16 protein-coding genes are annotated in these 26,848 nt (G+C 68.9%); 9 read left to right on the top strand and 7 right to left on the bottom strand.

What is annotated here, in order from left to right:
* Nucleotides 1-88: 88 nt before the first annotated feature.
* Both M0G41_RS13320 and M0G41_RS13325 read left to right on the top strand, forming a co-directional pair.
* Complete coding sequence (locus M0G41_RS13320; RefSeq protein ID WP_248210213.1) at nt 89-1,498, top strand: cryptochrome/photolyase family protein; 1,410 nt, start codon at nt 89-91, stop codon at nt 1,496-1,498.
* A 76-nt stretch (nt 1,499-1,574) separates the two neighbouring features.
* Entirely contained in the window at nt 1,575-3,053 is a 1,479-nt protein-coding gene (locus tag M0G41_RS13325) for a WS/DGAT/MGAT family O-acyltransferase (protein ID WP_248210214.1), read from the top strand.
* 384 nt (nt 3,054-3,437) lie between these two features.
* Here M0G41_RS13325 and metH read toward each other — a convergent pair whose 3' ends face one another.
* Both metH and M0G41_RS13335 read right to left on the bottom strand, forming a co-directional pair.
* A complete protein-coding gene (gene metH, locus M0G41_RS13330) occupies nt 3,438-7,187 on the bottom strand; it encodes a methionine synthase (RefSeq protein WP_248210215.1) in 3,750 nt (1,249 codons plus the stop codon).
* A gap of 156 nt (nt 7,188-7,343) precedes the next feature.
* Entirely contained in the window at nt 7,344-8,273 is a 930-nt protein-coding gene (locus M0G41_RS13335) for an ArsR/SmtB family transcription factor (protein WP_248210216.1), read from the bottom strand.
* Nucleotides 8,274-8,604: 331 nt separating this feature from the next.
* On the opposite strand from M0G41_RS13335, the gene M0G41_RS13340 reads away from it, so the two are divergent.
* Nucleotides 8,605-9,765: an acyl-CoA dehydrogenase family protein gene (locus M0G41_RS13340; RefSeq protein WP_248210218.1), complete on the top strand. Its 1,161-nt coding sequence runs from the start codon at nt 8,605-8,607 to the stop codon at nt 9,763-9,765.
* Nucleotides 9,766-10,255: 490 nt separating this feature from the next.
* On the opposite strand, the gene M0G41_RS13345 is transcribed toward M0G41_RS13340, so the two are convergent.
* Nucleotides 10,256-11,128 (bottom strand): DNA ligase, encoded by an 873-nt coding sequence (locus M0G41_RS13345; protein WP_248210219.1) that lies wholly within the window; start codon nt 11,126-11,128, stop codon nt 10,256-10,258.
* Between the two features lie 363 nt (nt 11,129-11,491).
* Between M0G41_RS13345 and M0G41_RS13350 the strand changes: the two genes are divergently transcribed.
* Nucleotides 11,492-16,438 (top strand): NAD-glutamate dehydrogenase, encoded by a 4,947-nt coding sequence (locus M0G41_RS13350; protein ID WP_248210220.1) that lies wholly within the window; start codon nt 11,492-11,494, stop codon nt 16,436-16,438.
* 101 nt (nt 16,439-16,539) lie between these two features.
* Nucleotides 16,540-17,310, top strand: coding sequence for an NAD kinase (locus tag M0G41_RS13355; RefSeq protein ID WP_248210223.1), 771 nt, complete (start codon nt 16,540-16,542; stop codon nt 17,308-17,310).
* Nucleotides 17,311-17,539: 229 nt separating this feature from the next.
* Here the strand turns inward: M0G41_RS13355 and M0G41_RS13360 are convergent, their stop codons facing one another.
* Nucleotides 17,540-18,238: an outer membrane beta-barrel protein gene (locus tag M0G41_RS13360; protein ID WP_248210225.1), complete on the bottom strand. Its 699-nt coding sequence runs from the start codon at nt 18,236-18,238 to the stop codon at nt 17,540-17,542.
* Between the two features lie 307 nt (nt 18,239-18,545).
* Complete coding sequence (locus M0G41_RS13365; protein ID WP_248210226.1) at nt 18,546-19,406, bottom strand: PhzF family phenazine biosynthesis protein; 861 nt, start codon at nt 19,404-19,406, stop codon at nt 18,546-18,548.
* 123 nt (nt 19,407-19,529) lie between these two features.
* On the opposite strand from M0G41_RS13365, the gene M0G41_RS13370 reads away from it, so the two are divergent.
* The 3 genes from M0G41_RS13370 (at nt 19,530) to M0G41_RS13380 (ending at nt 24,792) form a co-directional block, all read left to right on the top strand.
* Nucleotides 19,530-20,453 carry a LysR substrate-binding domain-containing protein gene (locus tag M0G41_RS13370; RefSeq protein ID WP_248210228.1) on the top strand — a complete coding sequence of 308 codons (924 nt, stop codon included), beginning with the start codon at nt 19,530-19,532 and terminating at the stop codon, nt 20,451-20,453.
* Nucleotides 20,454-20,579: 126 nt separating this feature from the next.
* Entirely contained in the window at nt 20,580-21,485 is a 906-nt protein-coding gene (locus M0G41_RS13375; RefSeq protein ID WP_248210230.1) for a 5'-nucleotidase, read from the top strand.
* Nucleotides 21,486-21,522: 37 nt separating this feature from the next.
* The gene (locus tag M0G41_RS13380) at nt 21,523-24,792 is read left to right on the top strand and encodes a PAS domain-containing hybrid sensor histidine kinase/response regulator (protein ID WP_248210231.1); all 3,270 of its coding nucleotides are present in this window, start codon (nt 21,523-21,525) and stop codon (nt 24,790-24,792) included.
* A 147-nt stretch (nt 24,793-24,939) separates the two neighbouring features.
* Here the strand turns inward: M0G41_RS13380 and M0G41_RS13385 are convergent, their stop codons facing one another.
* Entirely contained in the window at nt 24,940-25,242 is a 303-nt protein-coding gene (locus M0G41_RS13385) for a YciI family protein (RefSeq protein WP_248210232.1), read from the bottom strand.
* A gap of 55 nt (nt 25,243-25,297) precedes the next feature.
* The gene (locus M0G41_RS13390) at nt 25,298-25,792 is read right to left on the bottom strand and encodes a hypothetical protein (RefSeq protein WP_248210233.1); all 495 of its coding nucleotides are present in this window, start codon (nt 25,790-25,792) and stop codon (nt 25,298-25,300) included.
* A gap of 87 nt (nt 25,793-25,879) precedes the next feature.
* Here M0G41_RS13390 and M0G41_RS13395 point away from each other — a divergent pair, with 87 nt between their 5' ends.
* The gene (locus M0G41_RS13395) at nt 25,880-26,845 is read left to right on the top strand and encodes a helix-turn-helix transcriptional regulator (protein WP_248210237.1); all 966 of its coding nucleotides are present in this window, start codon (nt 25,880-25,882) and stop codon (nt 26,843-26,845) included.
* Nucleotides 26,846-26,848 lie beyond the last annotated feature (3 nt).

Below are 26,848 nucleotides of genomic sequence, written 5' to 3' on the forward strand. Positions count from 1 at the left end.
GGCCATACTGGGCGCATTCCGGGCAGCGGGGTGGATCAGATGCGGCAGCAGGCGAGTGTGGAACGGGCGGCGGGGAGCGGTGGCCGGCATGACTGAGACTGCCCTGGTATGGCTGCGCCGCGACCTGCGCCTGGCCGACAACCCGGCCCTGCGCGCCGCGCTGGACGCAGGCTTCGCGCCGCAGCTGGTTTACATCGACGACCCCGAAGGCGAGGGCGGCTGGCCGCTGGGCGCCGCCTCCCGGGCCTGGCTGCGACGGTCCCTGGCCGAACTGGCCGAGGCGGTCGCATCGCGCGGTGGCCGGTTGCTTCTTGAACAGGGCGATTCGCTGACGATCCTGCGCGGGCTGGCCGGCGAGCTCGAGGCGGGAGCGGTGTACTGGAACCGCCGCTACGAGCCAGCGGTGATCGAGCGCGACCAGGCCGTCAAGCAGGCCCTGCGCGGCGACGGGCTCGAGGCGCGCAGCTTCAATGCTGCCTTGCTGCGCGAGCCGTGGACCATCAGCACCCAGCAGGGTGGGCCCTACAAGGTGTTCACGCCCTACTGGCGGCGGGTCCAGGCCGATCTCGACGAGGTCAGCCCGCCCTGCGCCGCGCCGCGCGAGCTGCCGCCCTCGAAGCTCGAAGGTCGATCGCTGGACGACATCCTGCCGCTGCCCAGCCCGCGCTGGGACCGTGGCTTCTGGGAACACCATCGCCCCGGCGAGGCCGCCGCCCACTCGCGTATGGAGGCCTTCTTCGAGGACATCGATGACTACCCCGAGGGACGCGACCGGCCCGACCTGACCGCCACCTCGCGTCTTTCTCCGCACCTGGCCTTTGGCGAGATCTCGCCGCGGCAGATCCTGCACGCCCTGCGCGAGGACTCACCGGCCAATGAGGAGGCCCGTCAGCACTTCATTCGCGAGCTGGGCTGGCGCGAGTTCTCCTACCACCTGCTGTTCCACTTTCCCGAGTGCACCGACGCCGATCTGACCTCATCCCTGAAGGGCTTCGACTGGGCCGAGGTCGACGAGGACAGCCTCGAGGCCTGGCGCCGCGGGCGCACCGGCATCCCGATCGTCGATGCCGGCATGCGCGAGCTGTGGGCCACCGGCACGATGCACAACCGCGTGCGGATGATCGTCGCCAGCCTGCTCACCAAGAACCTGCGCTACCACTGGCTGCACGGCGCGCGCTGGTTCTGGAACACCCTGGTCGATGCCGATCTGGCCAACAACACCCAGGGCTGGCAGTGGAGCGCCGGCACCGGCGCCGATGCCGCGCCCTATTTCCGCATCTTCAACCCGGTCTCGCAGGGTGAGCGCCACGACCCGGATGGCGCGTACGTGAAGCGCTGGGTGCCGGAGCTGCAGGCCATGCCGCTGCGTCATCTGCAGCAGCCCTGGACTCAGCCGGATGCGCTGGCGCGCTGCGGCGACTATCCGGCCGAGCCGCTGGTCGACCTGAAGTCCACCCGCGAGGCGGCGCTGGCCGCCTACAAGGCCTCGCGCAGCTGATCCGCGCCGCTCCGGGACTTGCCGCCCGCTGATCGACGTCCCACCATCGGGTGTTGGCGCTGGGGAGACGCGGATCATGGGGCTGTTCGGCAATGCGGGCGATCGCGAGGACATGGCCAAGGTGGACACCGCCTGGCTGCGTATGGAGCGCCCGACCAACCTGATGATGATCACCGGCGTGATGATGTTCGACACGCCGCTGGAGCTGGATGACCTGAAGCAGCTGCTGCGCGAGCGCCTGCTTGCCTACCGGCGCTTCCGGCAGAAGGCGGTGGATACGCCGGCCGGTGCATGGTGGGCGCACGACGAGGACTTCGACCTCGATTGGCACGTGCGTCTGACCGCGCTGCCGGGCAAGGCCGGCAAGCCCGAGCTGCAGCGCCTGGTCAGCCAGCTGGCCTCGACGCCGCTGGATCACTCCAAGCCGCTCTGGCAGTTCCATCTGGTCGAGCGCTACGGCGGCGGCAGTGCCCTGATCACCCGCATCCACCACTGCTATGCCGACGGGATCGCCCTGGTCCAGGTCATGCTTTCGCTGACCGATATCAGCGCGAAGCCGAAGAAGGAGGAGGCCCTGCACGAAAGCTGGCTGAAGGACGACGGCCAGCGTGTCACCGAGCGCTTCTTCGGCCCGGCCATCAAGCAGTTCGACCGGGCCATGGCGATGGGCCACAAGCTGCTGGAAAAGGGCGTCGACCTGTACAAGGATCCGGCCGCCGCCGCCCAGCTGGTCCACGAGACCCAGGCGATTGCCCAGGAGCTGGCCCATGCGGTCTCGCTCAGCGACGATCCGCCTACCGTGCTCAAGGGCCCGCTCGGCGTCAGCAAGCGCTGCGCCTGGGCAGAGCCGCTGGATCTCGATGAGGTGAAGGCGGTCAGCCGGGCGTTCTGCTGCACCGTCAACGACGTGCTGCTGGCTTCGGCCTGCGGCGCCCTGCGCGCCCATCTGCTGGAGGCGGGCGAGGATATCGACGGCCTGAGCATTCGCGCCACCGTGCCGGTGAACCTGCGCCCGCGCGAGCATGCGCGCAAGCTCGGCAACCACTTCGGCCTGGTCTTCCTCGACCTGCCGGTCGGCCTCGACAGTCCCGCCGAGCGCCTTTGCGCGGTGGCCCGCAACATGGACGAGCTCAAGCACAGCAAGCAGGCCATGGTCGCCTACGGCCTGCTCGGCGCCCTGGGCATGGCCCCGCCTGGCGTGCAGCAGGGCGCGCTGGAGATGCTCAGCCGCAAGGCCAGCCTGGTCGCCACCAATGTCCCCGGCCCGCAGCAGCCGCTGTACCTGGCCGGCGCGCGGATCGGCGAGATGATGTTCTGGGTCCCGCAGACCGGCGGCATCGGGCTTGGCGTGTCGATCCTGAGCTACAACAACGAGGTCCACTTTGGCCTGATCGCCGACAGCCGCCGCCTGCCCGACCCGGACGCCGTCATCGCGCGCTTCCGTCTCGAGTTCGAGAAGCTGCTCTACATCGCCCTGATGGGCGACTGGGATGCGCCGCTGGATGAGGCGGCCGGCGATTGCGTGCTGGCCGGGAGCGCGGCGAAGGGCGGATAAGGGCGCGAAGCAGACCTTCCGCAAAACCCGAATGTAGAGCCAGCTTGCTGGCGATCGTGCCTTCCGGGCGCCTATCGCCAGCAAGCTGGCTCCTACGTGCAACGGCGTTGCCAGGCCCGGTCTGCGCCGCCAAGTTGGCCTTGCCGCAGTCAAATTGTGGGAGTGCCCTGGGGCGCGACCGCAGCGCTACGGATTCACCACAGACCGCGACCAGAGCGGATCTCCGCGGTCGCGCCCAAGGGCGCTCCCACAGTCGGGCTTCGTTGGGCGTCGGCGAAGCCCCATAGGGTGCGTCCTGGACGCACCGATACGGGCGTTCGGACGGTATGCCCGGTGCGGCCAGCCGCACCCTATGAACGTCTTCTCTGCGCCCTAAGCGCCGCGTCACTCCGGGTCGTAATCGAGGATCGGCGCCAGCCAGCGTTCGGCCTCGCCGACTGACCAGCCCTTGCGCTTGGCGTAGTCCTCGACCTGATCCTTGCCGACGCGGCCGACGACGAAGTACTGGCTCTTCGGGTGGGCGAAGTACAGGCCGGAGACCGAGGCCGGCGGGTTCATGGCGAAGCTTTCGGTCAGCGACATGCCGCAGTTCGACTCTGCGTCGAGCAGCCGGAACAGCGTCGACTTCTCGGTGTGCTCGGGACAGGCAGGGTAGCCGGGCGCGGGGCGGATGCCGCGGTACTGCTCCGCGATCAGCGCCTCGTTGTCGAGGCCCTCATCGCTGGCATAGCCCCACAGCTCTCGCCGCACCCTTGCGTGCAGATACTCGGCGAAGGCCTCGGCCAGGCGATCGGCCAGGGCCTTGAGCAGGATCGCGTTGTAGTCGTCGTGCTGCGCCTCGAAGTCGCGAACGCGCTCCTCGCAGCCCAGGCCGGCGGTGACGGCAAACCCGCCGATCCAGTCCTGCACACCCGACTCCGCCGGCGCGATGAAATCGGCCAGGCACAGGTTGCCGCGCTCGGCCGGCTTGTCCGCCTGCTGGCGCAGGCAGTGCAGGGTTGCATGGCGCGTGCCGGATTCATCCAGCACGAGGATATCGTCGCCTTCGCGCAGCGCTGGCCAGATGCCGCAGACGCCGTTCGCGGTCAGCCACTTCTCGGCAACGATGCGCTCCAGCATGGCCCGCGCATCGCGATACAGCTCGCTGGCCTGGGCGCCGACAACCTCGTCCTTGAGGATCGCCGGGTAGCGGCCGGCCAGCTCCCAGGTCTGGAAGAACGGCGTCCAGTCGATATAGGGCACCAGCTCGGCCAGCGGCAGGTCACGCAGTACGTGCAGGCCCGGCTGGCGCGGGGCGTCGATGGCCGAGAAGTCGAGCTTCAGCGCCTGCTCCCGGGCCTGGGCCAGCGGGATCAGCCGCTTGCCGGTGCCGCGGTCCTTGTGCCGCTCCCGGATCTCGGCGTAGTCGGCCTGGTTGGCGGCGACAAAGGCGGTGCGCTGCTCGGCGCTGATCAGCTTCTGGGCGACGCCGACTGCGCGCGAGGCGTCCTTGACCCAGACCGTCGGCGCCTTGTAGTGCGGCTCGATCTTCAGCGCCGTGTGCGCCCGGGAGGTGGTCGCGCCACCGATCAGCAGAGGCATCTCCATGCCCTGGCGCTGCATCTCCTTGGCGATATGGCTCATCTCCTCCAGCGAAGGGGTGATCAGGCCGGACAGGCCGATCATGTCGGCGCCCTCCTTCTTCGCCGCGTCGAGGATCGTCTGCGCCGGCACCATCACCCCGAGATCCACCACCTCGAAGTTGTTGCAGCGCAGGACCACGCCGACGATGTTCTTGCCGATGTCGTGCACGTCGCCCTTGACGGTGGCCATGATGATCTTGGCCTGCGCCTTGCCGGTGTCGCCGCTGCGGGCCTTCTCGGCCTCGATGTAGGGCAGCAGGTAGGCCACCGCCTTCTTCATCACCCGTGCCGACTTGACCACCTGGGGCAGGAACATCTTGCCGGCGCCGAACAGGTCGCCGACCGTGTTCATGCCGTCCATCAGCGGGCCCTCGATCACCTGAAGGGGCTTGTCGAAGCCCTGCCGGCACTCCTCGGTATCGCCTTCGACGAACTCGTCGATGCCGTGCACCAGGGCGTGGCGCAGTCGCTCGTTCACCGGCAGCTCGCGCCAGGCCAGCTTGTCCGCACTGGCCGGGCCAGCACCGCTCTTGCCGCCCTTGTACTTGTCGGCGATATCCAGCAGGCGCTCGGTGCTGTCGCTGCGCCGGTTCAGCACCACGTCCTCGACTGCCTCGCGCAGTTCCTCCGGCAGGTCGTCATAGATCGCCAGCGCGCCGGCGTTGACGATGCCCATGTCCATCCCGGCGTGGATGGCGTGGTAGAGGAACACCGAATGGATCGCCTCGCGCACGGGATTGTTTCCGCGGAAGGCGAAGCTGACATTGCTGACGCCACCCGAGATGTGCGCCAGGGGGAAGTCCCGCTTGAGCTGGCGTGCGGCCTCGATGAAGTCGACGCCGTAATTGGCGTGCTCATCGATGCCGGTGGCGACGGCGAAGATGTTGGGGTCGAAGATGATGTCCTCGGGCGCAAGGCCGGCCTGCTCGGTGAGCAGGGCATAGCTGCGCCGGCAGATCTCGATCTTGCGGGCCAGGGTGTCGGCCTGACCGGTCTCGTCGAAGGCCATCACCACCACGGCCGCGCCATAGCGGCGCACCTTGCGCGCCTGCTCCAGGAACGCGGCTTCGCCTTCCTTCAGCGAGATCGAGTTGACCACGCCCTTGCCCTGCAGGCAGCGCAGGCCGGCCTCGATCACGCTCCACTTGGAGGAGTCGACCATCACCGGCACCCGGGCGATGTCCGGTTCGGCGGCGATCAGGTTGAGGAAGGTGTGCATCGCCTTCTCGGCGTCGAGCAGGCCCTCGTCCATGTTGACGTCGATGATCTGCGCGCCGTTCTCGACCTGCTGGCGGGCGACCTCGACGGCCTCGGCGTAGCGGTCTTCCTTGATCAGCTTGCGGAACTGTGCCGAGCCGGTGACGTTGGTGCGCTCGCCGACGTTGACGAAATTCGTCTCGGGGGTGATGACGAAGGGTTCGAGGCCGGCCAGGCGCGTGAAGGGCTTCGGCTCGGCGCGGCGGCGCGGCGGCTTTCCGGCCACCGCCCCGGCGATGGCGCGGATGTGGTCCGGCGTGGTGCCGCAGCAGCCGCCGACGATATTGAGCAGGCCTGAGCGGGCGAACTCCTCCAGCACCACCGCCATCTCTTCCGGTGTTTCGTCGTACTCGCCGAAGGCGTTCGGCAGCCCGGCGTTCGGATGTGCGCTGACATGGCAGCCGGCGAGATCGGCGAGGGCCTCCACGTGCGGGCGCAGGTCGGTGGCGCCGAGCGCGCAGTTGAGACCGATCGACAGCGGCCGGGCATGGCACAGCGAGTACCAGAAGGCCTCGGCGGTCTGGCCGGACAGGGTGCGTCCGGACTTGTCGGTGATGGTGCCGGAGATCATCACCGGCAGCCGCGCGCCGAGCTTCTCGAACACGTCTTCGATGGCGTACAGGGCGGCTTTCGCGTTCAGCGTATCGAAGATGGTCTCGACCATGATCGTGTCGGCGCCGCCCTCGATCAGGCCTTCGGTCGCCTCGACGTAAGCCAGGCGCAGCTCCTCGAAGTCGACGTTGCGGAAGCCGGGATTGTTGACGTCAGGCGAGATCGAGGCGGTGCGGCTGGTCGGGCCGAGCACGCCGATGCAGAAGCGCGGCCGGTCCGGCGTTTCGGCCGTCTTGGCATCGCAGGCCTCGCGGGCGATGCGTGCGGCCTCGCGGTTGATCTCCCGCACCAGGTGCTGCATGCCGTAGTCGGCCTGCGAGATCGAGGTGGCGTTGAAGGTGTTGGTCTCGACCAGATCAGCGCCGGCGTCCAGGTACTCGCGATGCACCCCGCGGACGATCTCCGGCTGGGTCAGCACCAGCAGGTCGTTGTTGCCCTTGAGGTCCTTGCCGTGCGCGGCCTCGTCGCCGTGGTCATGGCCGCAGCCGCAGGCAAAGCGCTCGCCGCGGAAGTCCTCCTCGCCGAGCCGATGGCGCTGCAGCATGGTGCCCATCGCGCCGTCGAGCACGAGGATCCTCTGGGACAGGGCATCGAGCAGGGCCTGGGCGCGGTCGGGATGAAGCCAGGGCAATTCTTGGTACATGCACACACCTTCGGTTGAATCATTTGTGTAGGGCGGGTAGTTGCCCGCCACCAGCGGTGTTCGGTTGCCTGCAGTTCCCGCGAGGTCGTCGATGGCGGGTGTCGGGGCATGCAGGCGGGGTCTTTCGGACAGCCGGTTGTCGCGTCGAGTCCCGCCCTATGGCTTTCTCGCAATAAGGGAGAGCACCTCGAAATGCGGCGGCCGGCGCTCGCGGGTGAAGGGCTCGCAGCGGCTGACCTGCAGGCCGGCCTTCTCGCCGAGCTTGCGCAACTCCTTCACCGTGAAGCCGAGGTTGGCGTGCCCGTAGGGCGCCACCGCGGCGCGGTGCTCGTGCCGGGTCAGTGTTGTGGCCAGCAGCCGTCCGCCGGGGCGCAGCACGCGGGCCGCCTCGGCCATCGCCTTGGCTGGCTTCTGGGCGTAAGTCAGCGCGTTCATCAGCAGGACCAGATCGAAGCTGGCATCGGGAAGGTCGAGCGCGTGCATATCCTGCACCGCCACCTCGACGTTGCCGATGCCGGAGAGTCGCTCGCGGGCCGCGGCCACCACCTTCTGGCTGGCGTCGACGCAGAGGTAGCGCCGCGACTGTGGCCCAAGCAGCTCGGCCAGCGCGCCGTCGCCCGAGGCCACGTCGAGGACGTCGCCGGGCTCGATCAGCTGCAGGGCGGCCCGCGCCAGCGCCTCCCAGGTGCGTCCGGGGGAATAGTGGCGCTCCATGTCGCCGGCCACGCTGTCGGCCCAGTTCTCGTCCAAGGCTCGCGCAGCCAGCACGGTGGGCAGGCGTTCGGCGTCCTGGCGCAGCAGGGGGTCGTCCGCCGCATCGCTCAGCGAGCGCCACAGCGCCTGCTGGCTCGGGCTCAGTCCGTCCGGCTCGAATCGGTAGTAGGCCGACACCCCGGAGCGCCGATCGCGGACCAGTCCGGCCTCCCTCAGCTTGGCGAGATGCGTCGAGACCCGGGGCTGGGCAAGCTGGGTGATCTCCGACAGCTCGGCGACGGTCAGCTCTTCGCGGTCCAGCAGGGCCAGCAGCCGTACCCGGGTCGGATCGGCCAAGACCCGCAGGCAGGCCGACCAGGCAGTCAGGTCCACGTGATATATCCTTTTATCGCGATCGGGAGATATTAGCAGAGAGAGCAGGGCTCAGGGCTCAGGGGCTAGGGCTCAGGGAGGCGAGGTGAGGCTGACTTGGGGGTCTGCTGCCCCTTCCGGGGCCAGCGAAGCAAGGGTGCGGCGGCCGGAGCGACGCGTTGCAGCGGCGCCCGCGCTCTCTCCCTGAGCCCTAGGCCCTAGCCCCTGAGCCCTGCGGGGCCGCAGGCCCCGCCAGCTCACAGCCCTTCACCCCCCGAACCCGCTACCATTGGCAGGTTATGCGGTGCGAAGCCGTGAAGAATCCGTTTCCGAAAAGCCAGCGAGGTAGACCGTGGATTTCCAGTTCACCGAAGAGCAGTTGATGATCCAGGACGTGGCGCGGCGCATCGCCCAGGAGAAGATCGCGCCGAGCGCCGAGCATTTCGACCAGACCGGCGAGTTCCCGCTGGACAACATCAGGCTGCTCGGTGAGAACGGCCTGATGGGCATCGAGGTGCCCACCGAATACGGTGGCGCCGGCATGGATCCGGTCAGCTACGTGCTGGCCATGATCGAGATCGCCGAGGCCGACTGCGCGCATTCGACCATCGTCTCGGTCAACAACTCGCTGTTCTGCAACGGCCTGCTGAAGTTCGGCACCGAGGCGCAGAAGCAGAAGTACGTGCGCGCGATCGCCGAGGGCAAGGAGATCGGCGCCTTCGCCCTGACCGAGCCGCAGTCGGGCTCCGACGCCACGGCGATGCGCTGCAAGGCGGTCAAGCAGGCCGACGGCAGCTACGTGATCAACGGCAAGAAAAGCTGGATCACCTCGGGCCCGGTGGCCAAGTACATCATCCTCTTCGCGATGACCGATCCGTCCAAGGGCGCCAAGGGCATCACCGCCTTCATGATCGACACCGCCAAGGACGGTTTCCACCGCGGCAAGACCGAGCCCAAGCTCGGCATCCGCGCCTCGGCGACCTGCGAGATCGAGTTCACCGACTACGTGGCGACTCCGGACGAGGTCGTCGGCACCGAAGGCGAGGGCTTCAAGATCGCAATGGGCGTGCTCGACGCGGGTCGTATCGGCATCGCCTCGCAGGCGGTGGGCCTGGCCCGCGCCGCCTACAAGGCCGCGGTGGAGTACAGCCGCGAGCGCAAGAGCTTCGGCCAGGCGATCGGCAGTTTCCAGATGATCCAGGCCAAGATCGCCGACATGAAGTGCCGCCTTGACGCCGCCGAGCTGCTGACCCTGCGCGCGGCCTGGACCAAGGCCCAGACGGAGAAGCACGGCGGCCGCTTCAGCACCGAGGCATCGGTGGCCAAGCTGACCGCCTCGGAGGCGGCCATGTTCATCACCCACGCCGCGCTGCAGATCCACGGTGGCATGGGCTATTCGAAGGAGATGCCGCTGGAGCGCTATTTCCGCGACGCCAAGATCACCGAGATCTACGAGGGCACCAGCGAGATCCAGCGCATGGTCATCGCCCGCAACGAGACCGGGCTGCGCTGAGCGTCGTCAACCGCCCGCGCCCGGTCATGCCGGGCCTGGGCACAGCGACGGCGTAGAGGGCTCTTCGGGACGCAAAGAAGACCTACCGCAGGACCCGAATGTAGGAGCCAGCTTGCTGGCGATAGGCGCCCCGGATGGGATGATCGCCAGCAAGCTGGCTCCTACACACGCAGCGGCGCTGCCAGGTGAGGTATGCGCTGCAAAGCAGGCCTTGCCGCAGTCAAATTGTGGGCGCGTCCTTGGGCGCGACAGCGGCGCTACGGATTCACCCAAGGCCGTGGCCAGAGCGGATTTCCGCGGTCGCGCCCAAGGTCGTTCCCACAGTCGGACTTCGTCGGGCTTCAGCAAAGCCCTATAGGGTGTGCCTTGGCGCTCCGATACGGGCGTTCGGACGGTACGCGCGGTGCGGCCAGCCGCACCCTATGAATGCCTGCTTTGCGCCCGTGTCTTCCATTCGGGGCAGCCCGGCTGGCCGGCGACAGACGCGCCTCTATTCCTCCCGTACGCGCAGGTAGCGGGCGAAGCGCGGTAGGCCGGTGGCGGTGTGGCCGCTGTAGCGGAAGGTGACTCGGCTGCCCAGCGGCGGGGGCGTGCGGCGGTCGGCGTCGGCGAGGCCGGAGCCCACCCTTAACAGGCGACCATTGTCGAGGCGCAGGACCAGGGCGCCGACCAGGCCGCGGTACTTGCCGCGGCCGTGGGTGTAGTCGACAACGGTGCCTTCGGCGTCGTCGAAGGGCTTGAGCTTGAGCAGGGCGTCGCTGCGGCCGTCGCGGTAGCGGGCCTGGCCGTGGTGAAGCATCAGTCCCTCGCCTCCGGCCTCCACCACGTCCCTCAGCAGTGCGTCGAGTGCGGCGCGGTCCGGCAGCCGGCGCTGCTCGATCATCTGCAGATGGACATGGGCCGCGCTGGCCACCAGATCGCGCATGGCCCGCACCCGATCATCGAAGGGCCCAGGGTGGCCGGGCAGGTCGAACAGCATGAAGCGCAGGCGCGACCAGTCCGCGGCGTCGGGCTCCACGCTTCGAACAATGCCGCTGGTTCTGGCAAAGCGACCGCGGGCCATCCACAGCTCGCCGTCCATGGGCATCGGCGGCCAGCCCCGGGTGAAGCTCGCCGGCGCCCGGATCGGCTGTCCGCTGCGCGTCCACAGGCGACGACCGTCCCAGCGCGCGCGGACGCCGTCGAGCTTCTCGCTGACCCAGTAGGCGGCGATGTCGGGCTGGCCCTGGAAGCGGCTGGCCAGCATCAACCCGGGCGCGTTGCCGGCGTCGGCCGTGGCGGCCAGCCACAGGGCCGCAAGCATCAGGAAGGCGCGCACCCACCGCCCGGACAGGGGCGAAGACGGGGCGGGGGTGGCGTGCATGGATGGCTCTCTCACCAGGCGGAGGTCCCAGCATTCCGCGACGGGATCGACGCGACCATCGGACGTTGCCGCGCCGACGGCTAGGACGATTCCGAACTCGCCCGCGCCGCGCGCACTTCCCATCGTGCGCTGCAGCATCGGCCCCGCCGGCTCCGCGTCGCGCTGCACAGGGGTTCGCGTTGGGTCAGGGTTCAGCAGCCGTCGGCAGGCATTGCGCGACCTGACGGAGCGGGGGCGCGGAGCGGCGTCGTGGTTGTTGGGAGATGCAGCGGAAGCGCTTCGGGAGTGGTTGTTGTTATGGCCGCAGGAGCGCCCGGGCGCTAGACTTCGCGCACCTTTCACGGCCCCCTTTCCGAGCCCGCAATGAATGCTGTCGCCGCGTCCCCGAGCAATCCGCTCGACGCCGTCATCGCTGCCGTCTGCAAGCGCCTTCCCGCCCCCCGCCACAAGGACGCCACCGCGCTTGCGGAGGCCTTCTGTCGACGGGTGAATGTCGACGACTTCGGCAGCCGCAGCGCCGAGCAGTGGTCCAGCCTGCTGTGCGGGTTCCTGGATTTCCTCCGTGACCGCAAGGTCGACACCCCGAAGATCCGCATCTTCAACCCGACTCTCGAGGATCACGGCTGGGAGAGTTCCCACACCGTCATCCAGATCGTCAATGACGACATGCCCTTTCTGGTCGACTCGGTGAGCATGGCGATCACCCAGAACGACGCCCTGGTTCACGCCATGATCCACCCCGTGCTGCACGCCCTGCGGGATCCGGCCGGCCACCTGCTCGGCATCGATGGCAAGGGCCGCGCCGAGTCCCTGATGCACATCGAGATCGACCGTCAGGCCGAGGCCGAGGACCTGCGCCGCTTCGAGGCGGCCATCAGCGCTGCACTGGGCGATGTCCGCGCCTGCGTGCGCGACTGGGCCAAGATGCGCGACCGGATGCGTGACTGCGCCGAGGAGCTGGCCTCGAGGCCGGTGCCGGATGGCAATGGCGGCCGCGCCGAGGCAGTGGAGTTCCTTCGCTGGATCGCCGATGACCACTTCACCTTCCTCGGCTATCGGGAGTATGCGGTCGAGCAGCAGGACGGGGAGGACGTGCTGCGCGCAGTCGACGGCACCGGGCTTGGCCTGCTTGGCGCCGCCAGTCGCGGATCCAGCTCGCGTTCGGTGAAGAGCCTTGCGGCGCACGAACTGCCGCAGTCGGGCGCCGCCGAGGCGCTGATCCTGACCAAGACCAATGCACGCTCCAGCGTGCATCGCCCGGGTTACATGGACTACATCGGGATCCTGCGCTTCAACGAGCAGGGCGAGCCGATCGCCGAGCAGCGCTTCATCGGTCTCTACACATCCAGCGCCTACAACCGCCGGCCATGGGACATCCCGCTGGTGCGGCGCCGCTTCGACGCGGTGATGCAGCGCTCGGAGCTGCCCTCGAACAGCCATTCGGGCAAGGCCCTGCGCCACATCCTCGAGAGTCTGCCGCGTGACGAGCTGTTCCAGTCCACCGAGGACGAGCTGTTCCGCACGGCCATCGGCATCCTCGGTCTGCAGGAGAGGGCGCGGACCAAGCTGTTCCTGCGTCGTGACCGGTATGGCCGCTTCTTCTCGGTGCTGGTCTACATCCCGCGCGACCGCTTCAACACGGAGGTGCGTCGGCGCATCGAGGCGATGCTGCGCGAGGCGCTGCACGGCGAGCGCCTGGATACCACGGTGCAGGTCGGCGAATCGACGCTGGCCCAGCTGCACCTGCTGATCCGGCCCAAGGCCGGCCACGAGGTCGAGGTCGACACGCCGGCCCTGGAAGCCGAGCTCGCGCAGATCGTCCGCAACTGGCAGGACGAACTCCGCGACCAGCTGGTCGCCCAGCACGGCGAGCCTCGCGGCATCAAACTGTTCAGCCGCTATGGCAAGGCGCTGCCGGCCGGCTACGTCGAGCAGGTCTCGCCGCATGTCGCTGCGGAGGACGTGGAGCAGGTCGCCTCGCTCCACGGTCCCGAGGACCTGCGCCTCAAGCTCTACCGTACCTCGCGGGCCGAACACGAGCGGCTGCGCTTCAAGCTGTTCCGCTACGCCACCCCGCTGGTGCTGTCCGAGGCCCTGCCGATCATGGAGAACATGGGCGTCAGGGTGCTCTCCGAGCATCCCTACGAGGTCGAGGTCGCCGGGGAGTCGATCTACATCCAGGACTTCGAGATCATGACCGCGCTGGAGCAGGTCGGTTTCGAGGCCATCGACGTCGATGCCCTGCGTGGCCCGTTCGAGGACGCCTTCGAGCAGATCTGGCGCGGCAATGCCGAGAATGACGGCTTCAACCGGCTGATCCTCAACGCCAACCTCGACTGGCGCCAGGTCGCCATGCTCCGCGGCTACTGCAAGTACCTGCTGCAGACCGGCGTGCCGTTCTCCCAGCCCTACATGGAGGAGTCGCTGGCCCGCTACCCGCTGATGTCGCGGCTGCTGGTCGAGCTGTTCGAGGCCAAGTTCCACCCCGCCACCGGCAACGAGAGCCCGGAGGAGATCAAGGCCGGCCAGGCCGCCTTCCGGGCCCAGCTCGAAGCGGTGGCCGCGCAGCGCCCGGTCGATGCCTCGGTGATCGATGCCCTGGTCGAACTGCGGGGCCAGGACCGCGCCACCCAGATGCGCTCGGTCGAGGACGCCCTGCACCAGCTGATGGACCGCGTGCAGTCGCTCGACGACGACCGCATCCTGCGCAGCTTCATCGCCATCATCAATGCGACCCTGCGCACCAGCTTCTACCAGAAGCCGGACGGCCAGTACGCCAACTACATCGCCTTCAAGTTCGATCCGTCCAAGGTGCCGGACCTGCCCAAGCCGCGTCCGTACCGCGAGATCTTCGTCTACGGCCCGCGGGTCGAGGGCGTGCACCTGCGTTTCGGGCCGGTGGCCCGCGGCGGCCTGCGCTGGTCGGACCGGCGCGAGGACTTCCGCACCGAGGTGCTCGGCCTGGTCAAGGCGCAGATGGTCAAGAACACGGTCATCGTGCCGGTCGGTGCCAAGGGCGGCTTCTTCGTCAAGCGGCCGCCGATCAGCGGCGACCGCGACGCCGTGCTGGCCGAAGGCATTGCCTGCTACCGCATGTTCATCAATGGCCTGCTCGACATCACCGACAACCTGGTCGAGGGCAAGGTGGTTCCGCCGCGTGACGTGGTCCGCCACGACGCCGACGACCCCTACCTGGTCGTGGCTGCGGACAAGGGCACCGCGACCTTCTCGGACATCGCCAACTCGATCTCCGCCGAGCACGGCTTCTGGCTGGGCGACGCCTTCGCCTCCGGTGGTTCGGTGGGCTACGACCACAAGGGCATGGGCATCACCGCCAAGGGCGCCTGGGAGTCGGTCAAGCGCCACTTCCGCGCCATGGGCCGCGACTCGCAGAGCGAGGATTTCACCTGTGTTGGCGTCGGCGACATGTCCGGCGACGTGTTCGGCAACGGAATGCTGCTCTCGAAGCACATCCGCCTGATCGCGGCGTTCGACCACCGGCACATCTTCATCGATCCGAACCCGGATTCGGCACGTTCCTTCGTCGAGCGCGAGCGCATGTTCAAGCTGCCTCGCTCGTCGTGGGAGGACTATGACAAGTCGCTGATCTCGGCCGGCGGCGGCGTCTGGCCGCGCAGCGCCAAGACCATCACCCTGTCTGCCGAGGCCAAGGAAGCGCTGGGAATCGACCCCTCGGTCGGCGCGATGAGCCCGAACGAACTGCTGAGCGCCATCCTGCGTGCGCCGGTCGACCTGCTCTGGAACGGCGGCATCGGCACTTACGTCAAGTCGCAGGACGAGACCCACGCCGACGTCGGCGACCGCGCGAACAACGCGATCCGCGTCAATGGCGCCGAGTTGCGCTGCCGGGTGGTGGGCGAGGGCGGCAACCTCGGCATGACCCAGAAGGGGCGCATCGAGGCGGCCCAGCACGGGGTCCTGCTCAACACCGACTTCATCGACAACTCGGCCGGCGTCGACACCTCGGACCACGAGGTCAACATCAAGATCCTGCTCAACGAGGCCGTGGCCCGCTCGGAGATGGATGTCGAGGCGCGCAACGTATTGCTCGCCCAGATGACTGCCGAGGTCGAGCAGCTGGTGCTGTTCGACAACTACCGGCAGAACCAGGCAATCAGCGTCATGGAGCGGATGAGCGCCCAACGCCTGGGTTCGCTGCAGCACTTCATCCGCATCCTCGAGTCGCGGGGCCTGCTCGACCGCGCGCTGGAGTTCCTGCCCTCGGATTCGGAGTTCTCCGAGCGCAAGCTGCGCGGCCAGGGCCTGACCCGGCCAGAGCTGTCGATCCTGCTGTCCTACGACAAGATCGTGCTCTACCAGCAGCTGCTGGAGTCCGAAGTGCCGGAGGATCCGTTCCTGTCCAAGGAGCTGGCCCGCTACTTCCCCGAGCCACTGCGTGAGCGCTTCAAGCAGCACATGGAAGGCCATCGCCTGCGCCGGGAGATCATCGCCACCGCGGTGACCAATTCACTGGTGAACCGCATGGGCGCGACCTTCATGTTGCGCATGCAGGAGGATACCGGCGAGTCGCCGGCCGAGATCGCCAAGGCCTATACGATTGCCCGCGAGGTGCTCGATGCGCGCACTGCCTGGAGCGAGATCGACGCGCTCGACGGCAAGGTCACCGAGGCGGCCCAGATCGATGCCCTGATGCTGATCTGGAGCGTACTCCGCGCGCAGACCCGTTGGCTGCTGCAGAAGCCTGGGCGACGCGGAGACATCGCCGCCGAGGTCGCCCGCTACCTGCCGGGCATGATCGAGATGCGCGCCATGCTCGGCAAGACGCTGGGCGGCGAGGACCTCGAGCAGTTCAAGAGCGAGCGTCAGCGCTGGTGCGAGGCGGGCTTCCCGCAGAACCTCGCCGAGCGGCTCGCCCTGCTGCCCTTCCTGGGTCAGGCCCTGCATATCATCGAGGTGGCGCTGGAGCATGAGCGCAGCGTGCTCGATGTCGCCCGGGTGCACTCCGATCTTGGCCAGAGCCTGCACACCCACTGGCTGCTTCAGCGCATCGAGGAGCTGCCGGTGGAGGGGCGCTGGCATGCTCTGGCCCGCGGCGCACTGCGCGACGAACTGCAGGCCCAGCAGGGCGCGCTGGTGGCCCAGTTGCTCGGCATCGGCAAGGTGTCGGCGGACAAGGTCGTGGCGAAGTGGACGGCGCGCGATGACCAGGCCCTGCGTTTCACCCTGCAGATGTTCGCCGAGATCCGCAGCCAGCGCAGCACGGACTATCCAACCGTCCAGGTGGCGGTGCGCCGCCTCGCCCAGCTGGCCGCCGCCAGCGCGCGTTAAGCAGCGCAATCTCCGGCCGCCCTTGGCAAGGGGCGGCCGGTTCGGCACCCTTGGGCGGTCGCGGAACCTCGCGCCGTCGCCCACCCTTACCGGAGCTGCCGATGTCGACCCCGCCGCGTATTGCCTTCCTTGCCAGCAGCGTGGCCGAGGCGCAGGCGCAGAAGACCCGCTACGAAGCGCGCTACGGCGCGCATGGCATCGATGACTGCGACGTCATCGTCGCGCTGGGCGGCGATGGTTTCATGCTGCGCACCCTGCATCGACACCGCGATCTCAACAAGCCGGTGTACGGCATGAAGTCCGGGACGGTCGGATTCCTGATGAACCAGCATCGGCCGGACGACCTGTTCGAGCGTATCCATCGCGCCCAGCCGGCGGTGCTCAAACCGCTGGAGATGCAGGCGGTCAGCGAGGCCGGCAGTACGGTCACGGCCTTTGCCTACAACGAGGTGTCCCTGCTGCGGCAGAGCAAGCAGGCGGCCAAGATCCGCATCACCCTCAATGGCACCAAGCGCCTCGACGAGCTGGTCTGCGATGGCGTGCTGGTCTCGACGCCGGCCGGCAGCACGGCCTACAACCTGTCCGCCCACGGCCCGATCCTGCCGCTGGAAAGCCGCACGCTGGCGATGACGCCGATCAGCCCCTTCCGCCCACGGCGCTGGCGTGGGGCGATCCTGCGCTCGGACACGGAAGTCAGCTTCGAGATCCTCGATCACTACAAGCGGCCGGTCAGCGTGACCGCGGATTCCTCCGAGGTCCGCGACGTGGTGGAGGTAAGGGTCAGGGAATCGCAGGACCGCACCGTGACCCTGCTGTTCGACCCCGAGCACAACCTTGAGGAGCGCATCCTCGACGAGCAGTTCGCGAGCTAGACCCGGCGCTGGGCGCCGCGCGCGTGGCAGGCAGCAACGGGCGCGAAGTTCGCATTCGCCCCGGCCCCGCTGTAGGAGCCAGCTTGCTGGCGATAGGCGCCCCGGATGGGACGATCGCCAGCAAGCTGGCTCCTACATTCGGGTGTTGTGGAATGTCTGCTTCGCGCCCGCCCCCGCCGTTCGGTGGTGAGCCGTGCTCGCCGGGGCAGGAGCGGCGGAGCGGTGGGCTTCAGTACGAGAACCGCAGGCCGACGTTCCAGGTCGTGATCTTGCCCAGCTCGTATCCCGTGATCAGTGCGATGCCCGGTCGGAAGAACCAGCGGCCGTTCAGGCCGACTAGGATGTCGGAGTCGAAGGCGTCGGACCCCCCGCCGGCGACCTCGCCGACCGAGGTGTAGCGTAGGTGGCCCTGAACCTGGATGTCGGGCGTGGCCGCCCAGATCATGCCGAGCTCGCCGCCGAGACCATCGTCGTCAAGGTCGGCGGCAAGATCGAAGCCGGCGACCTTCACGTTGTCGAGCTCGGCGTTGTCGAAGCTGAGGCGGCCATAGAAGCGCGTCGCGTCGGATATCGGGTACGCATAGCCGACACCGATGCGCCAGCGCACAAGATCGAAATCACCCTCGACCGTAGAGCTGCCGTCGCTGACCTCGAGGTCCTGACTGGTCGACGAATAATCGCCGAACAGGTGAAAGCGCTCGCCGAACTGCCACGCGCCGCCGATGAAGCCGCCGCCGCCGGCATCGGTTTCCAGCTCCAACGCGCTGCCGGCGCCGTTGATCGTTCCGGAATTCTCAACGTCATTGACGAAGCCGGCGATGATGCCGCCTTCGACGTAGGTGAAGCCAAGATCCTGCGCCCCCGACGGCGCTGTCGCACCGAGTGCGAGCGCTGCAGCAATTGCCAGCGTCTTGTTGCCAGTGAACATGTTCGAACTCCCCAGATCCAGGGAGCTCCGAGGCTACTCCTCTGCTGCCCCGGAGCGCGTGAAATGCTAGGGAGAGTCGAGGAGGAGTCGAAAGGCATGCTGTGGGCCCGCGATCGGGGGGCTGCCACCGCGCCGTGCCGCCTCACGCATCCGATCCGACGGGTCCCACGGCGTAGGCGGCGTCTGCCGCCAGGTCGGGGCGATCACGGCATATCCAGACTGATTCACGCGGCCTGCCTCCTCCCCATCGCGGGATCCGCGCACACGAGAGGGGTGAAGGCAGGTGGCCGCGTGCGGGGCAGGGACCTCAGGCTGCGGCGACCGGCAGGTCGTCCAGCTCGACCGCCTCGCCCGAGACTCGCACGCCGCCTGCGACCGGGATCTCGACGTCGATCAGGCTGGGCCGGCCCATATGGTGGCCCTGACGGATCTGCAGGCGGGCCGGCGCTGCGAGCAGGCCAGCGTCACGCAGGTAGCCACCCAGGGCGGCGGCCGCGGCGCCGGTGGCGGCGTCTTCGAACATCCCGCCGACCGGAAACGGATTGCGCGATTCGAAGCGCCCGGGGCCCTCCGCTCGGACAAGCTGCAGTGTGGTCAGGCCGTGCTCCAGCATCAGCGTTCGCAGGGCCTCGAAGTCGTACTCCAGATGGGCCAACCTGTCGGCATCCCGGGTCGCCAACACGAGGTGCCAGGCGCCGGCATAGGCCACGGCAGGCGGAATGGCCGCGTCCAGCTGGTCGCGTCGCCAGCCGAGCAGGCCGAGCGCGCCATCGAGCAGGGAAGCGGGCGGCGCGATATGGCGCGTTGCCACCGACAGCAGGCTGGCGCGCCAGCGCCGCGGACCGGCCTCACTGTGCACTTCGACCTCACCCGCGGCCGTCGACAGAACGTACGTGCCGGCCCCGCTCAGCCGGCCGATCAGTGCACCGGCTGCGATGGTCGCGTGGCCGCAGAAGCTGACCTCGGCCTGGGGGCTGAAGTAGCGGATCTGCCGCGCCGCGCCGCTGGCCGGGGCGACGAAAGCGGTCTCGGAGAAGCCGACCTCGGCCGCGATGGCCTGCATCACGGCCGCCGGGGGCAGGACCTCGCCCAGCCAGACGCCCGCGCAGTTGCCGCCATCGGGCTGGTCGGTGAAGGCGCTGAGGCGATACAGGGAAGAAGGGTTCATGGCGCGCTCCTGAAGAATCTGGAGGAATTCTCAGGGTGAGGAATTCTCACTTCAAGCGAGTAGTATTCCGCCTATGGATGAGAATTACTGAGTCGTAAGGGTATGGTTGGACGCCTGCCTCCGTTGAACAGCCTGCGCGCATTCGAGGCAGCCGCGCGGACCGGCAGCTTCGTCCGCGCGGCCGAAGAGCTCCACGTCACCCCGGGCGCGGTCAGTCATCACGTTCGCGAGCTGGAGAGCGCGCTGGGCATGCCGCTGTTCGACCGGCGAACGCGCGGGGTCACGGTGACCGCGGCAGGCGCCCGCTACCGGGCGCGCATCGGCGAGGCACTGCAGCTGCTCGAGGAGGCCACCGCGCGCTTGCGGCGGCCGGAGCTCGATGGACCCCTGCGGCTGTCTTTGCCCCAGTCCACCGCACAGTGGTGGCTGGCTCCGCGGCTGCCGGCGCTGTTGCGCGACTTCCCCTCGCTGCAGCTGCAGGTGGTGGCCGACGCGCGACGCGTCGACCTGCTGCAGGGCGAGGCCGACATCGCCCTGCGCTTTGGCCCGGGAGACGAGCCCGGACTCTCCAGTCGCCTGGTGATGGGGGATGCCGTGGCGGTGCTGGCCAGCGCGCAACCCCCTTCGCGGCGCGGCGGCGGGCGAGGCAAGGCGTCACCGCCGCCCTTGCTGGAAGATCTGGGCGCCGGCGAGGGCGAGACCTGGCTGCGCTGGTCGCCCTGGCTGCGCGAGCTGCGCCTGCCCCGCGGGGCGGCGACGCAGCGCGTCGGCTTCTCCGACAGCGGGCTGGCCCTGGCCGCCTGCATCGCCGGCGCGGGCTGGTGCCTGGGCCGTGTCTCGCTGGCGGCCGAGGCATTGCGCCGCGGCCAGCTCCACCCGATTGCCAGTTGGCGGCCGACCGAGTATGCCCACCACCTCCTGTGCCGCCCCGCCGAAAGCGACAGCCCGCGGATCGCTGCCTTCCACGACTGGTTGCAGCAGCAGGCCCGCCAGTTCGCCGATCAGGCCGAACAGCAGCTTGGCGTGCGCCTCGCGCTGCCGGAGTAAGGGCGAAGCTCGCAGCGCCGGGTGGGGTGGTAGGCGATGCGTCCCCCGGGCGCGAGGCAGGGCGCGCGAAGCGCACCCGGTCACGGTGATCGGCTATCGTGGCCGGGTCCCCATCCATCGCCGCTCATGCCGAGTCCGCTGCCCCCCCCCACCGAGCCCTTCGTGGTCGCCATTTCCTCAAGGGCGCTGTTCGACCTCGAGGATTCGCACACCCTGTTCGAGCGTGACGGGCTGGAGGCCTACGCCGAGTTCCAGCGCAGCAAGGAGGACGACGTGCTGCGTCCCGGGATCGCGTTCCCGCTGGTCAAGAAGCTGCTGGCGCTGAACGCGCTGGGCAAGGAGGGCGTGCCGCCGATCGAGGTCATCCTGATCTCACGCAACTCTTCCGACACCGGGCTGCGGATCTTCAATTCCATCGAGCACCACGGCCTGGGCATCGTCCGCGCGGCCTTCAGCAACGGCGCGCCACCCTGGCCGTATGTGCGGCCATTCGGAGCGGCCTTGTTCCTGTCGGCCCATCCCGAGGACGTCGGCAACGCACTGAACGCCGGCGTCGCCGCGGCCACGCTGCTGCCATCGCGGACCGTGCCCGGCCATGCCACCCAGCTGCGCATCGCCTTCGATGGCGACGCGGTGATCTTCGGCAACCAGAGCGAGCGCATCTCCCAGGACCAGGGCCTCGAGGCCTTTGCCCGCAACGAGCGCGAGAAGGCTGGCGAGCCCCTGCCGGCCGGCCCGTTCCGCGGCGTGCTCAACGCGCTGCACCGGATCCAGGCGGCCTTCCCTCCGGAGAACTCGCCGGTGCGCACGGCCCTGGTCACGGCGCGCTCGGCGCCCGCGCACAAGCGGGTCATCCTGACCCTTCGCGACTGGGGCGTGCGCCTCGACGAGGCGCTGTTCCTCGGCGGCCGCGACAAGGGCCCGTTCCTCGAGGCCTTCGGCGCCGACATCTTCTTCGACGACTCCCACGCCAACGTCGAGTCGGCGCGCCAGCACGTGGCGACCGGCCACGTTCCCTGGTTGCAGGACTGAGCCCGGCAGCGATGGGCGGGCAGGGGGGCGAAACCGCATGTTGAGCGCGGGCGGCGTTGCGGCCGGCGTGGTCGCCTGGCTGATCCTGCTCTTCCTTGTCGCCCTCTGGGGAGAGCGGCACGTGCCGCGGGCGCGCAGCGCGGCGCTGATCTATGCGCTGTCGCTGGCGATCTATTGCACTTCCTGGACCTTCTACGGCACGGTGGCTCAGGGCGCGAACTACGGCTGGTGGCTGCCGCCGACCTTCCTCGGCACCATCCTGCTCTACGTGTTCGGGCTGCCCTTCCTCTCACGCCTGCTGAGCACGGCCAAGGGCGCCAATGCCACCTCGGTGGCCGACTTCATCGCCTCGCGCTTCGGCCAGTCCAGCGGATTGGCGGCCCTGGTCACCGGGCTGGTCGTGCTCGGCATGCTGCCCTACATCGCCCTGCAGCTGAAGGCCGTCGCGATGAGCTACTCGGCCCTGGTGGCGGGCCGTAGCGAGCCGCCGGCCTGGCAGGACAGCGCCTTCTACGTGGCCCTGATCATGGCTGCCTTCGCCATGCTCTTCGGCACCCGCCGCACCTCGGCCAGCGAGGCCAATCGCGGCCTGCTGCAGGCCATGGCCTTCGAGGCCGCGTTCAAGTTGCTGGCCATGCTGGCGGTCGGTGCCTTTGTCGTGTTCGCCGTGTACCAGGGGCCGCTCGACCTGCATGCGCAGTGGTCGGCTGGGGTGCCGGCCAGCGAGACGCCGCGCTGGAGTGCCTACGTCACCCTGGCCTTCCTCGGCCTGACCGCGATGTTCACCCTGCCGCACCAGTTCCACGTCGGCGTCGTCGAGTGCGCCGACCGCGGCCAGCTGCGCACGGCGCGCTGGCTGTTTCCCATTTTCCTGCTGCTCATCAGCCTGCCGATCTGGCCGCTGGCGGCCGCAGGGCAGCTGCGCCTGTCGCCGCTCGGTCTCGCCCCTGACCTGTTCGTGCTCGGCCTGCCGCTGGCCGAGGACGCCCGCACCCTGACCCTGCTCGCCTTTCTCGGCGGCATCGCCGCGGCCACCGGCATGGTGATCATGGCCAGCCTGTCTCTGTCGATCATGATCGGCAACCACTGGGTCACCCCCTGGCTGCTGCGCCGGCAGGGCTCGGTGCACGGCTGGCTCGGCGATGTGCGCCGGGTACGGCGGATCGGCATCGCCGCGGTGCTGGCGCTGGGCTATGTCTACTCGCGCGCACTGGGCGCGCTGGACTCGCTGGCCGAGATCGGTGCGCAAAGCTTCTCGGCGCTGGCCCAGCTCGCCCCGGCGGTGGTGCTCGGCGTGTACTGGCCGCGCCTGTCGCCGCGGGCGATCGGCGCCGGGCTGGTTGCCGGATTCGCGGTCTGGGCCTGGGTGCTGATTTTGCCGCTGCTCTGGCCGACCCCGTTTGGCGTCGGCGCGGCGCGCTTCGGCGGCATCGATCCACTGTCGCTGGCGGTGTGGTCGAGCCTGGCGGTAAACCTGCTGGTATTGGCGGGTGTGCAGCGATTCGCGCCCGGGGGCGCCCGGCTGTCCGCCGGCCCGCGGCTGGGGGTCGATGCCCTGCAGCCGATCGCCCAGCGATTTCTTGGCGCCGAACGCGCCCGGCGGCTTTTGGATGATGCGCCGGCGGCCAATGGCGAGCTGGAAGAACGCGTGGCCCACGAGCTGACCGCGGTGATCGGTGCTGCCTCGACCCGCCTGCTGCTCGACGCGGCGCGGGTCGGCAGTGACCGGCAGATCGAGCAGGTCGCTTCACTGGTGGGCGAGGCGGCGCAGGCTGCCCGCTTCTCGCGCCAGGTGCTGGCGGCGGCGCTGGAGAACATGAGCCAGGGCATCAGCGTGGTCGATGCCGAGCTGCGCCTCGTGGCCTGGAACCGTCGCTACGCCGAGCTGTTCAGGTTTCCGGAATCGCTGCTTCGCGTCGGCCAGCCGATCGAGGACCTGATCCGCCATGCCCAGGAGATGCTCGGCGATGCCGACGACGATCCGGCCGTCGACAAGCGTCTCGAGCATCTACGCACCGGCACCGCGCATCTGGGCGAACGGCGGCTGCCCGACGGTACGATCATCGAAATCCGCGGCGCGCCGATGAGCGGCGGCGGCTTCCTGACCACGTTCACCGACGTCACCGCCTTCCGCCGCAGCGAGGCGGAACTGACCCGCATCGCCGAGTCGCTGGAGCAGCGCGTGCGGGAGCGCACCGCCGCGCTGGACCGGGCACGCAGCGAGGCCGAGCAGGCCAACCTCGCCAAGAGCCGGCTGCTGGCGACCATCACCCACGATCTGGCGCAGCCGCTCAACGCCGCGCGCCTGTTCGGCCACTCGCTGTCGCGCCGGCTCGATCAGCGCGATGGACAGGCCGACGTCGAGCACCTGCTGGGCGCGCTCGAGTCCGCCGAGTCGCTGCTGTCGGGGCTGTTGGATATCTCGCGGCTCGGCGCGGGTGCGATGCGCGCTCGACCGGTGGACGTGGCCCTGCAGGAGGTGCTGGACCCGCTGCTTTCGGAGTTTGGCGTGCTGGCCGGCGAGAAGGGACTGCGTCTGCGCTGCGTGCCGACGCGGGCCTGGGTTCATTCAGACCCGCAGCTGCTGCGGCGGGTGCTGCAGAACTTCCTTGCCAATGCCGTGCGCTACACCGAGCGGGGTCGACTGCTGCTGGGCGTGCGGCGGGTGGGCGACGCGCTGCGTGTCGAAGTCTGGGACCAGGGGCCGGGCATCGCGCGCGAGCACCAGCAGGTGATCTTCGAGGAGTTCCGCCGCCTCGACCGGGGTGGACGCGGGCTCGGCCTCGGGCTCGCGATTGCCGAGCGCATCGCCCAGCTGCTCGGCAGCCGGGTCGAGTTGCGCTCCTGGCCGGGGAAGGGAAGCGTGTTCGCGCTGCGCGTGCCACGGGTGGCCGCGCGTCCCCTGGAGGCTGTCGCTGCGCCGGCGGTGGAGCACCGCGCCTCGCTGGATCTGTCGGTGTGGGTGCTGGACAACGATCCGGCGGTCGCGGCCGGCATGCGGGCGCTGCTGGAAGGCTGGGGATGCCGCGTGCGCCTGCTTGGCCAACGCGAGTCGCTGCATGGACACATTGCACCCGACGCCGTGCTGCTCGACTACCACCTGGATGACAACGTCACCGGACTGGCACTGCGGCGCGGCTGGCCGCCCGCGCTGCGCGCAGCGCCCTGCGTGCTGATCACCGCGGACCACGACCCCGCCATCCGCCAGGAAGCCGAGGCCGAGGGCTGCCAGGTGCTGTACAAGCCGCTCAAGCCCCTGGCCCTGCGGTCCCTGCTGCGTCGCTGGGCGAGCGCGCAGCGGCACTGAGCGGCCATCGGGGGACGCTAGCCCGGACATTTCGCGAGGTCGCCATGAATCGCCCCGCATCTGGCGTTTGACCGCGGAAGCAAGTGATTCCCTGCTTCGAACACTTTGCACCGAAGCGATTCATGGCGACCTCATGAAATGTCCGGGCTAGTCGCGTGGCAGATCGCGAACCTCGACCGTGCCGCCGGCATCATGGACCGGGTTGCCCTCGACCCAGCGCGCCGCCGCCTCGAGGGTCTCGGCGCGAACCCGGATGAAGCCGCTGATGTTGACGCTGGCTGCCTGCGTCGGCCGGCCGCGCTTGAAGGACAGCCCACGTCCGATGGAACTGCCGCCCTCGAAACAGCCCGAACCGCGCAAGGCCGACAGGTAGCGTGCCCAGGCATCGGAATCCTCCGAGGCGGCCTGATCGGTGACATCGTCGTACATCAGCAGCACGTAGTCGTTCATATCGAATCCCCTGGCATGGGCGTCCGGCCGGTGGTCGCAATGGGCAGAATCGGCATCAGATCCCGTGCGTGCCCAGATACGGTGAAACGCCCTGCTTTGCACGCACGAAGCGCATCACCCAGTTGAGCTCCCAGGTGGCGCCGTCGTCCGCGGAGAAGGCCTGCTCCCAACGCGGGCACGGAGTATGCGTATCGTGCCATTCGAACCGCACCCTGATCGGCATTCCGCGCAGGGTGTCGTCGGCGAAGAATCGCCCGACTCCGGCCTCGAACCGGCCGACCACGGGGGGATCGAGGCTGGCCGAGCGGCCGTCATGCCACCAGATCGACCACTGGCCTGTGTCCGGGTCGCGCCGACGCAGCGCGGCAGCCCGGTACGCGCCGCTCGGGTCGTCGAGCCACTGGTCCTCGACATTGCCCATCCCATCGAGAAGCGGCCAGGCGCTGCAGGTGCCGCGGAACTCGAGCCAGGTCCGGCTGCCGACCAGGCGTTCGGCGAGCTTGCGGTGATGGACCAGCCAGTGGCCGGTCTGGAATGAGAAGTCGCTCATGGTGGGGCCTGCAATGTTGGAGGTGGACGCAGGCTAGCGCTGAATAGTTGACAGGCCGTGTCAACATTCGAGCATCATGCTGCCGACATGCGTGCGTCCCGCCTGCTCACCGTTCTGATGACCCTGCAGCTGCGCGGGCGCTGCACGGCCCGCGCGCTGGCGGAGGAGCTGGGTGTCTCCCTCCGCACCGTCTATCGCGACATCGACGAGCTGAGCGCAGCCGGGGTCCCGGTCTATTCAGAGCGCGGACGCAACGGCGGCGTGGCCCTGCTGGGTGACTTCCGGACCGAGCTCACCGGCCTGACCCAAGGGGAGTCCGAGGCACTGTTGCTGGCCGGCATTCCCGCTGCCGCGGCGGACCTGGGGCTGGCGGGGCAGGCGTCCTCAGCGCGGCTGAAGCTGCTGGCCGCGATGCCCTCGTCGAGCGCGCCGGCCGCGCAGCGGATGGCCGAACGCTTCCATCTCGATCCGCTCGACTGGTACCGGCATCCGGTCGTACCCGCCCATCTGCAGGTGGTGGCCGGCTGCGTCTGGGAGAACCGCTGCCTGCTGCTCGATTACGACAGCTGGACGCGGCGCAGCCAGGCGCAGGTCGAGCCCCTGGGCCTGGTGCTCAAGGCCGGTCGCTGGTATCTGGTCGCCCAGTCGCGCGGTCGCCGGCGCATCTACCGGCTCGACTCGATTCGCAGCGCGCAAGCCGCGGCGGAGCATTTCTCCCGGCCGAAGAACTTCAATCTGGCCGATGTCTGGCAAGGCCAGGTGGAAGCATTCGAGGCCAGCCTGCGGCGGCTGCCCGTCACCCTGCGGGTCGCGCCCAGCAGCCACGACCGACTGGACCGGCTTGGAGACCGGATCGCTCAGGCGATCCGGTGCGCGGCGCCCGGCGCGGACGGCTGGCGCCGGGTCGAGGTGGACATGGAGTCGGTCGAGCACGCGGCAGGGCTGCTGCTCGGATTCGCCGACGAGATCGAAGTGCTGGCACCCCGTGTATTGCGCGAGGAGATGCTGTGCCGCGCCGCGCGCATCGAAGCGCTTTATCGGGACCGAAGCTGAATA

The organism is Pseudomarimonas salicorniae, from assembly GCF_023156535.1.
Taxonomy (GTDB): Bacteria; Pseudomonadota; Gammaproteobacteria; order Xanthomonadales; family Xanthomonadaceae; genus Pseudomarimonas; species Pseudomarimonas salicorniae.

Excerpts from the sequence above, each read along its gene's own strand:
- M0G41_RS13385 (WP_248210232.1), bottom strand. The coding sequence starts at position 25,242 with ATGAACGACTACGTGCTGCTGATGTACGACGATGTCACCGATCAGGCC.
- M0G41_RS13365 (WP_248210226.1), bottom strand. The coding sequence starts at position 19,406 with ATGAACCCTTCTTCCCTGTATCGCCTCAGCGCCTTCACCGACCAGCCC.
- M0G41_RS13380 (WP_248210231.1), top strand. The coding sequence starts at position 21,523 with ATGTTGAGCGCGGGCGGCGTTGCGGCCGGCGTGGTCGCCTGGCTGATC.
- M0G41_RS13395 (WP_248210237.1), top strand. The coding sequence starts at position 25,880 with ATGCGTGCGTCCCGCCTGCTCACCGTTCTGATGACCCTGCAGCTGCGC.
- M0G41_RS13390 (WP_248210233.1), bottom strand. The coding sequence starts at position 25,792 with ATGAGCGACTTCTCATTCCAGACCGGCCACTGGCTGGTCCATCACCGC.
- M0G41_RS13355 (WP_248210223.1), top strand. The coding sequence starts at position 16,540 with ATGTCGACCCCGCCGCGTATTGCCTTCCTTGCCAGCAGCGTGGCCGAG.
- M0G41_RS13325 (WP_248210214.1), top strand. The coding sequence starts at position 1,575 with ATGGGGCTGTTCGGCAATGCGGGCGATCGCGAGGACATGGCCAAGGTG.
- metH (WP_248210215.1), bottom strand. The coding sequence starts at position 7,187 with ATGTACCAAGAATTGCCCTGGCTTCATCCCGACCGCGCCCAGGCCCTG.
- M0G41_RS13320 (WP_248210213.1), top strand. The coding sequence starts at position 89 with ATGACTGAGACTGCCCTGGTATGGCTGCGCCGCGACCTGCGCCTGGCC.
- M0G41_RS13360 (WP_248210225.1), bottom strand. The coding sequence starts at position 18,238 with ATGTTCACTGGCAACAAGACGCTGGCAATTGCTGCAGCGCTCGCACTC.
- M0G41_RS13345 (WP_248210219.1), bottom strand. The coding sequence starts at position 11,128 with ATGCACGCCACCCCCGCCCCGTCTTCGCCCCTGTCCGGGCGGTGGGTG.
- M0G41_RS13375 (WP_248210230.1), top strand. The coding sequence starts at position 20,580 with ATGCCGAGTCCGCTGCCCCCCCCCACCGAGCCCTTCGTGGTCGCCATT.
- M0G41_RS13350 (WP_248210220.1), top strand. The coding sequence starts at position 11,492 with ATGAATGCTGTCGCCGCGTCCCCGAGCAATCCGCTCGACGCCGTCATC.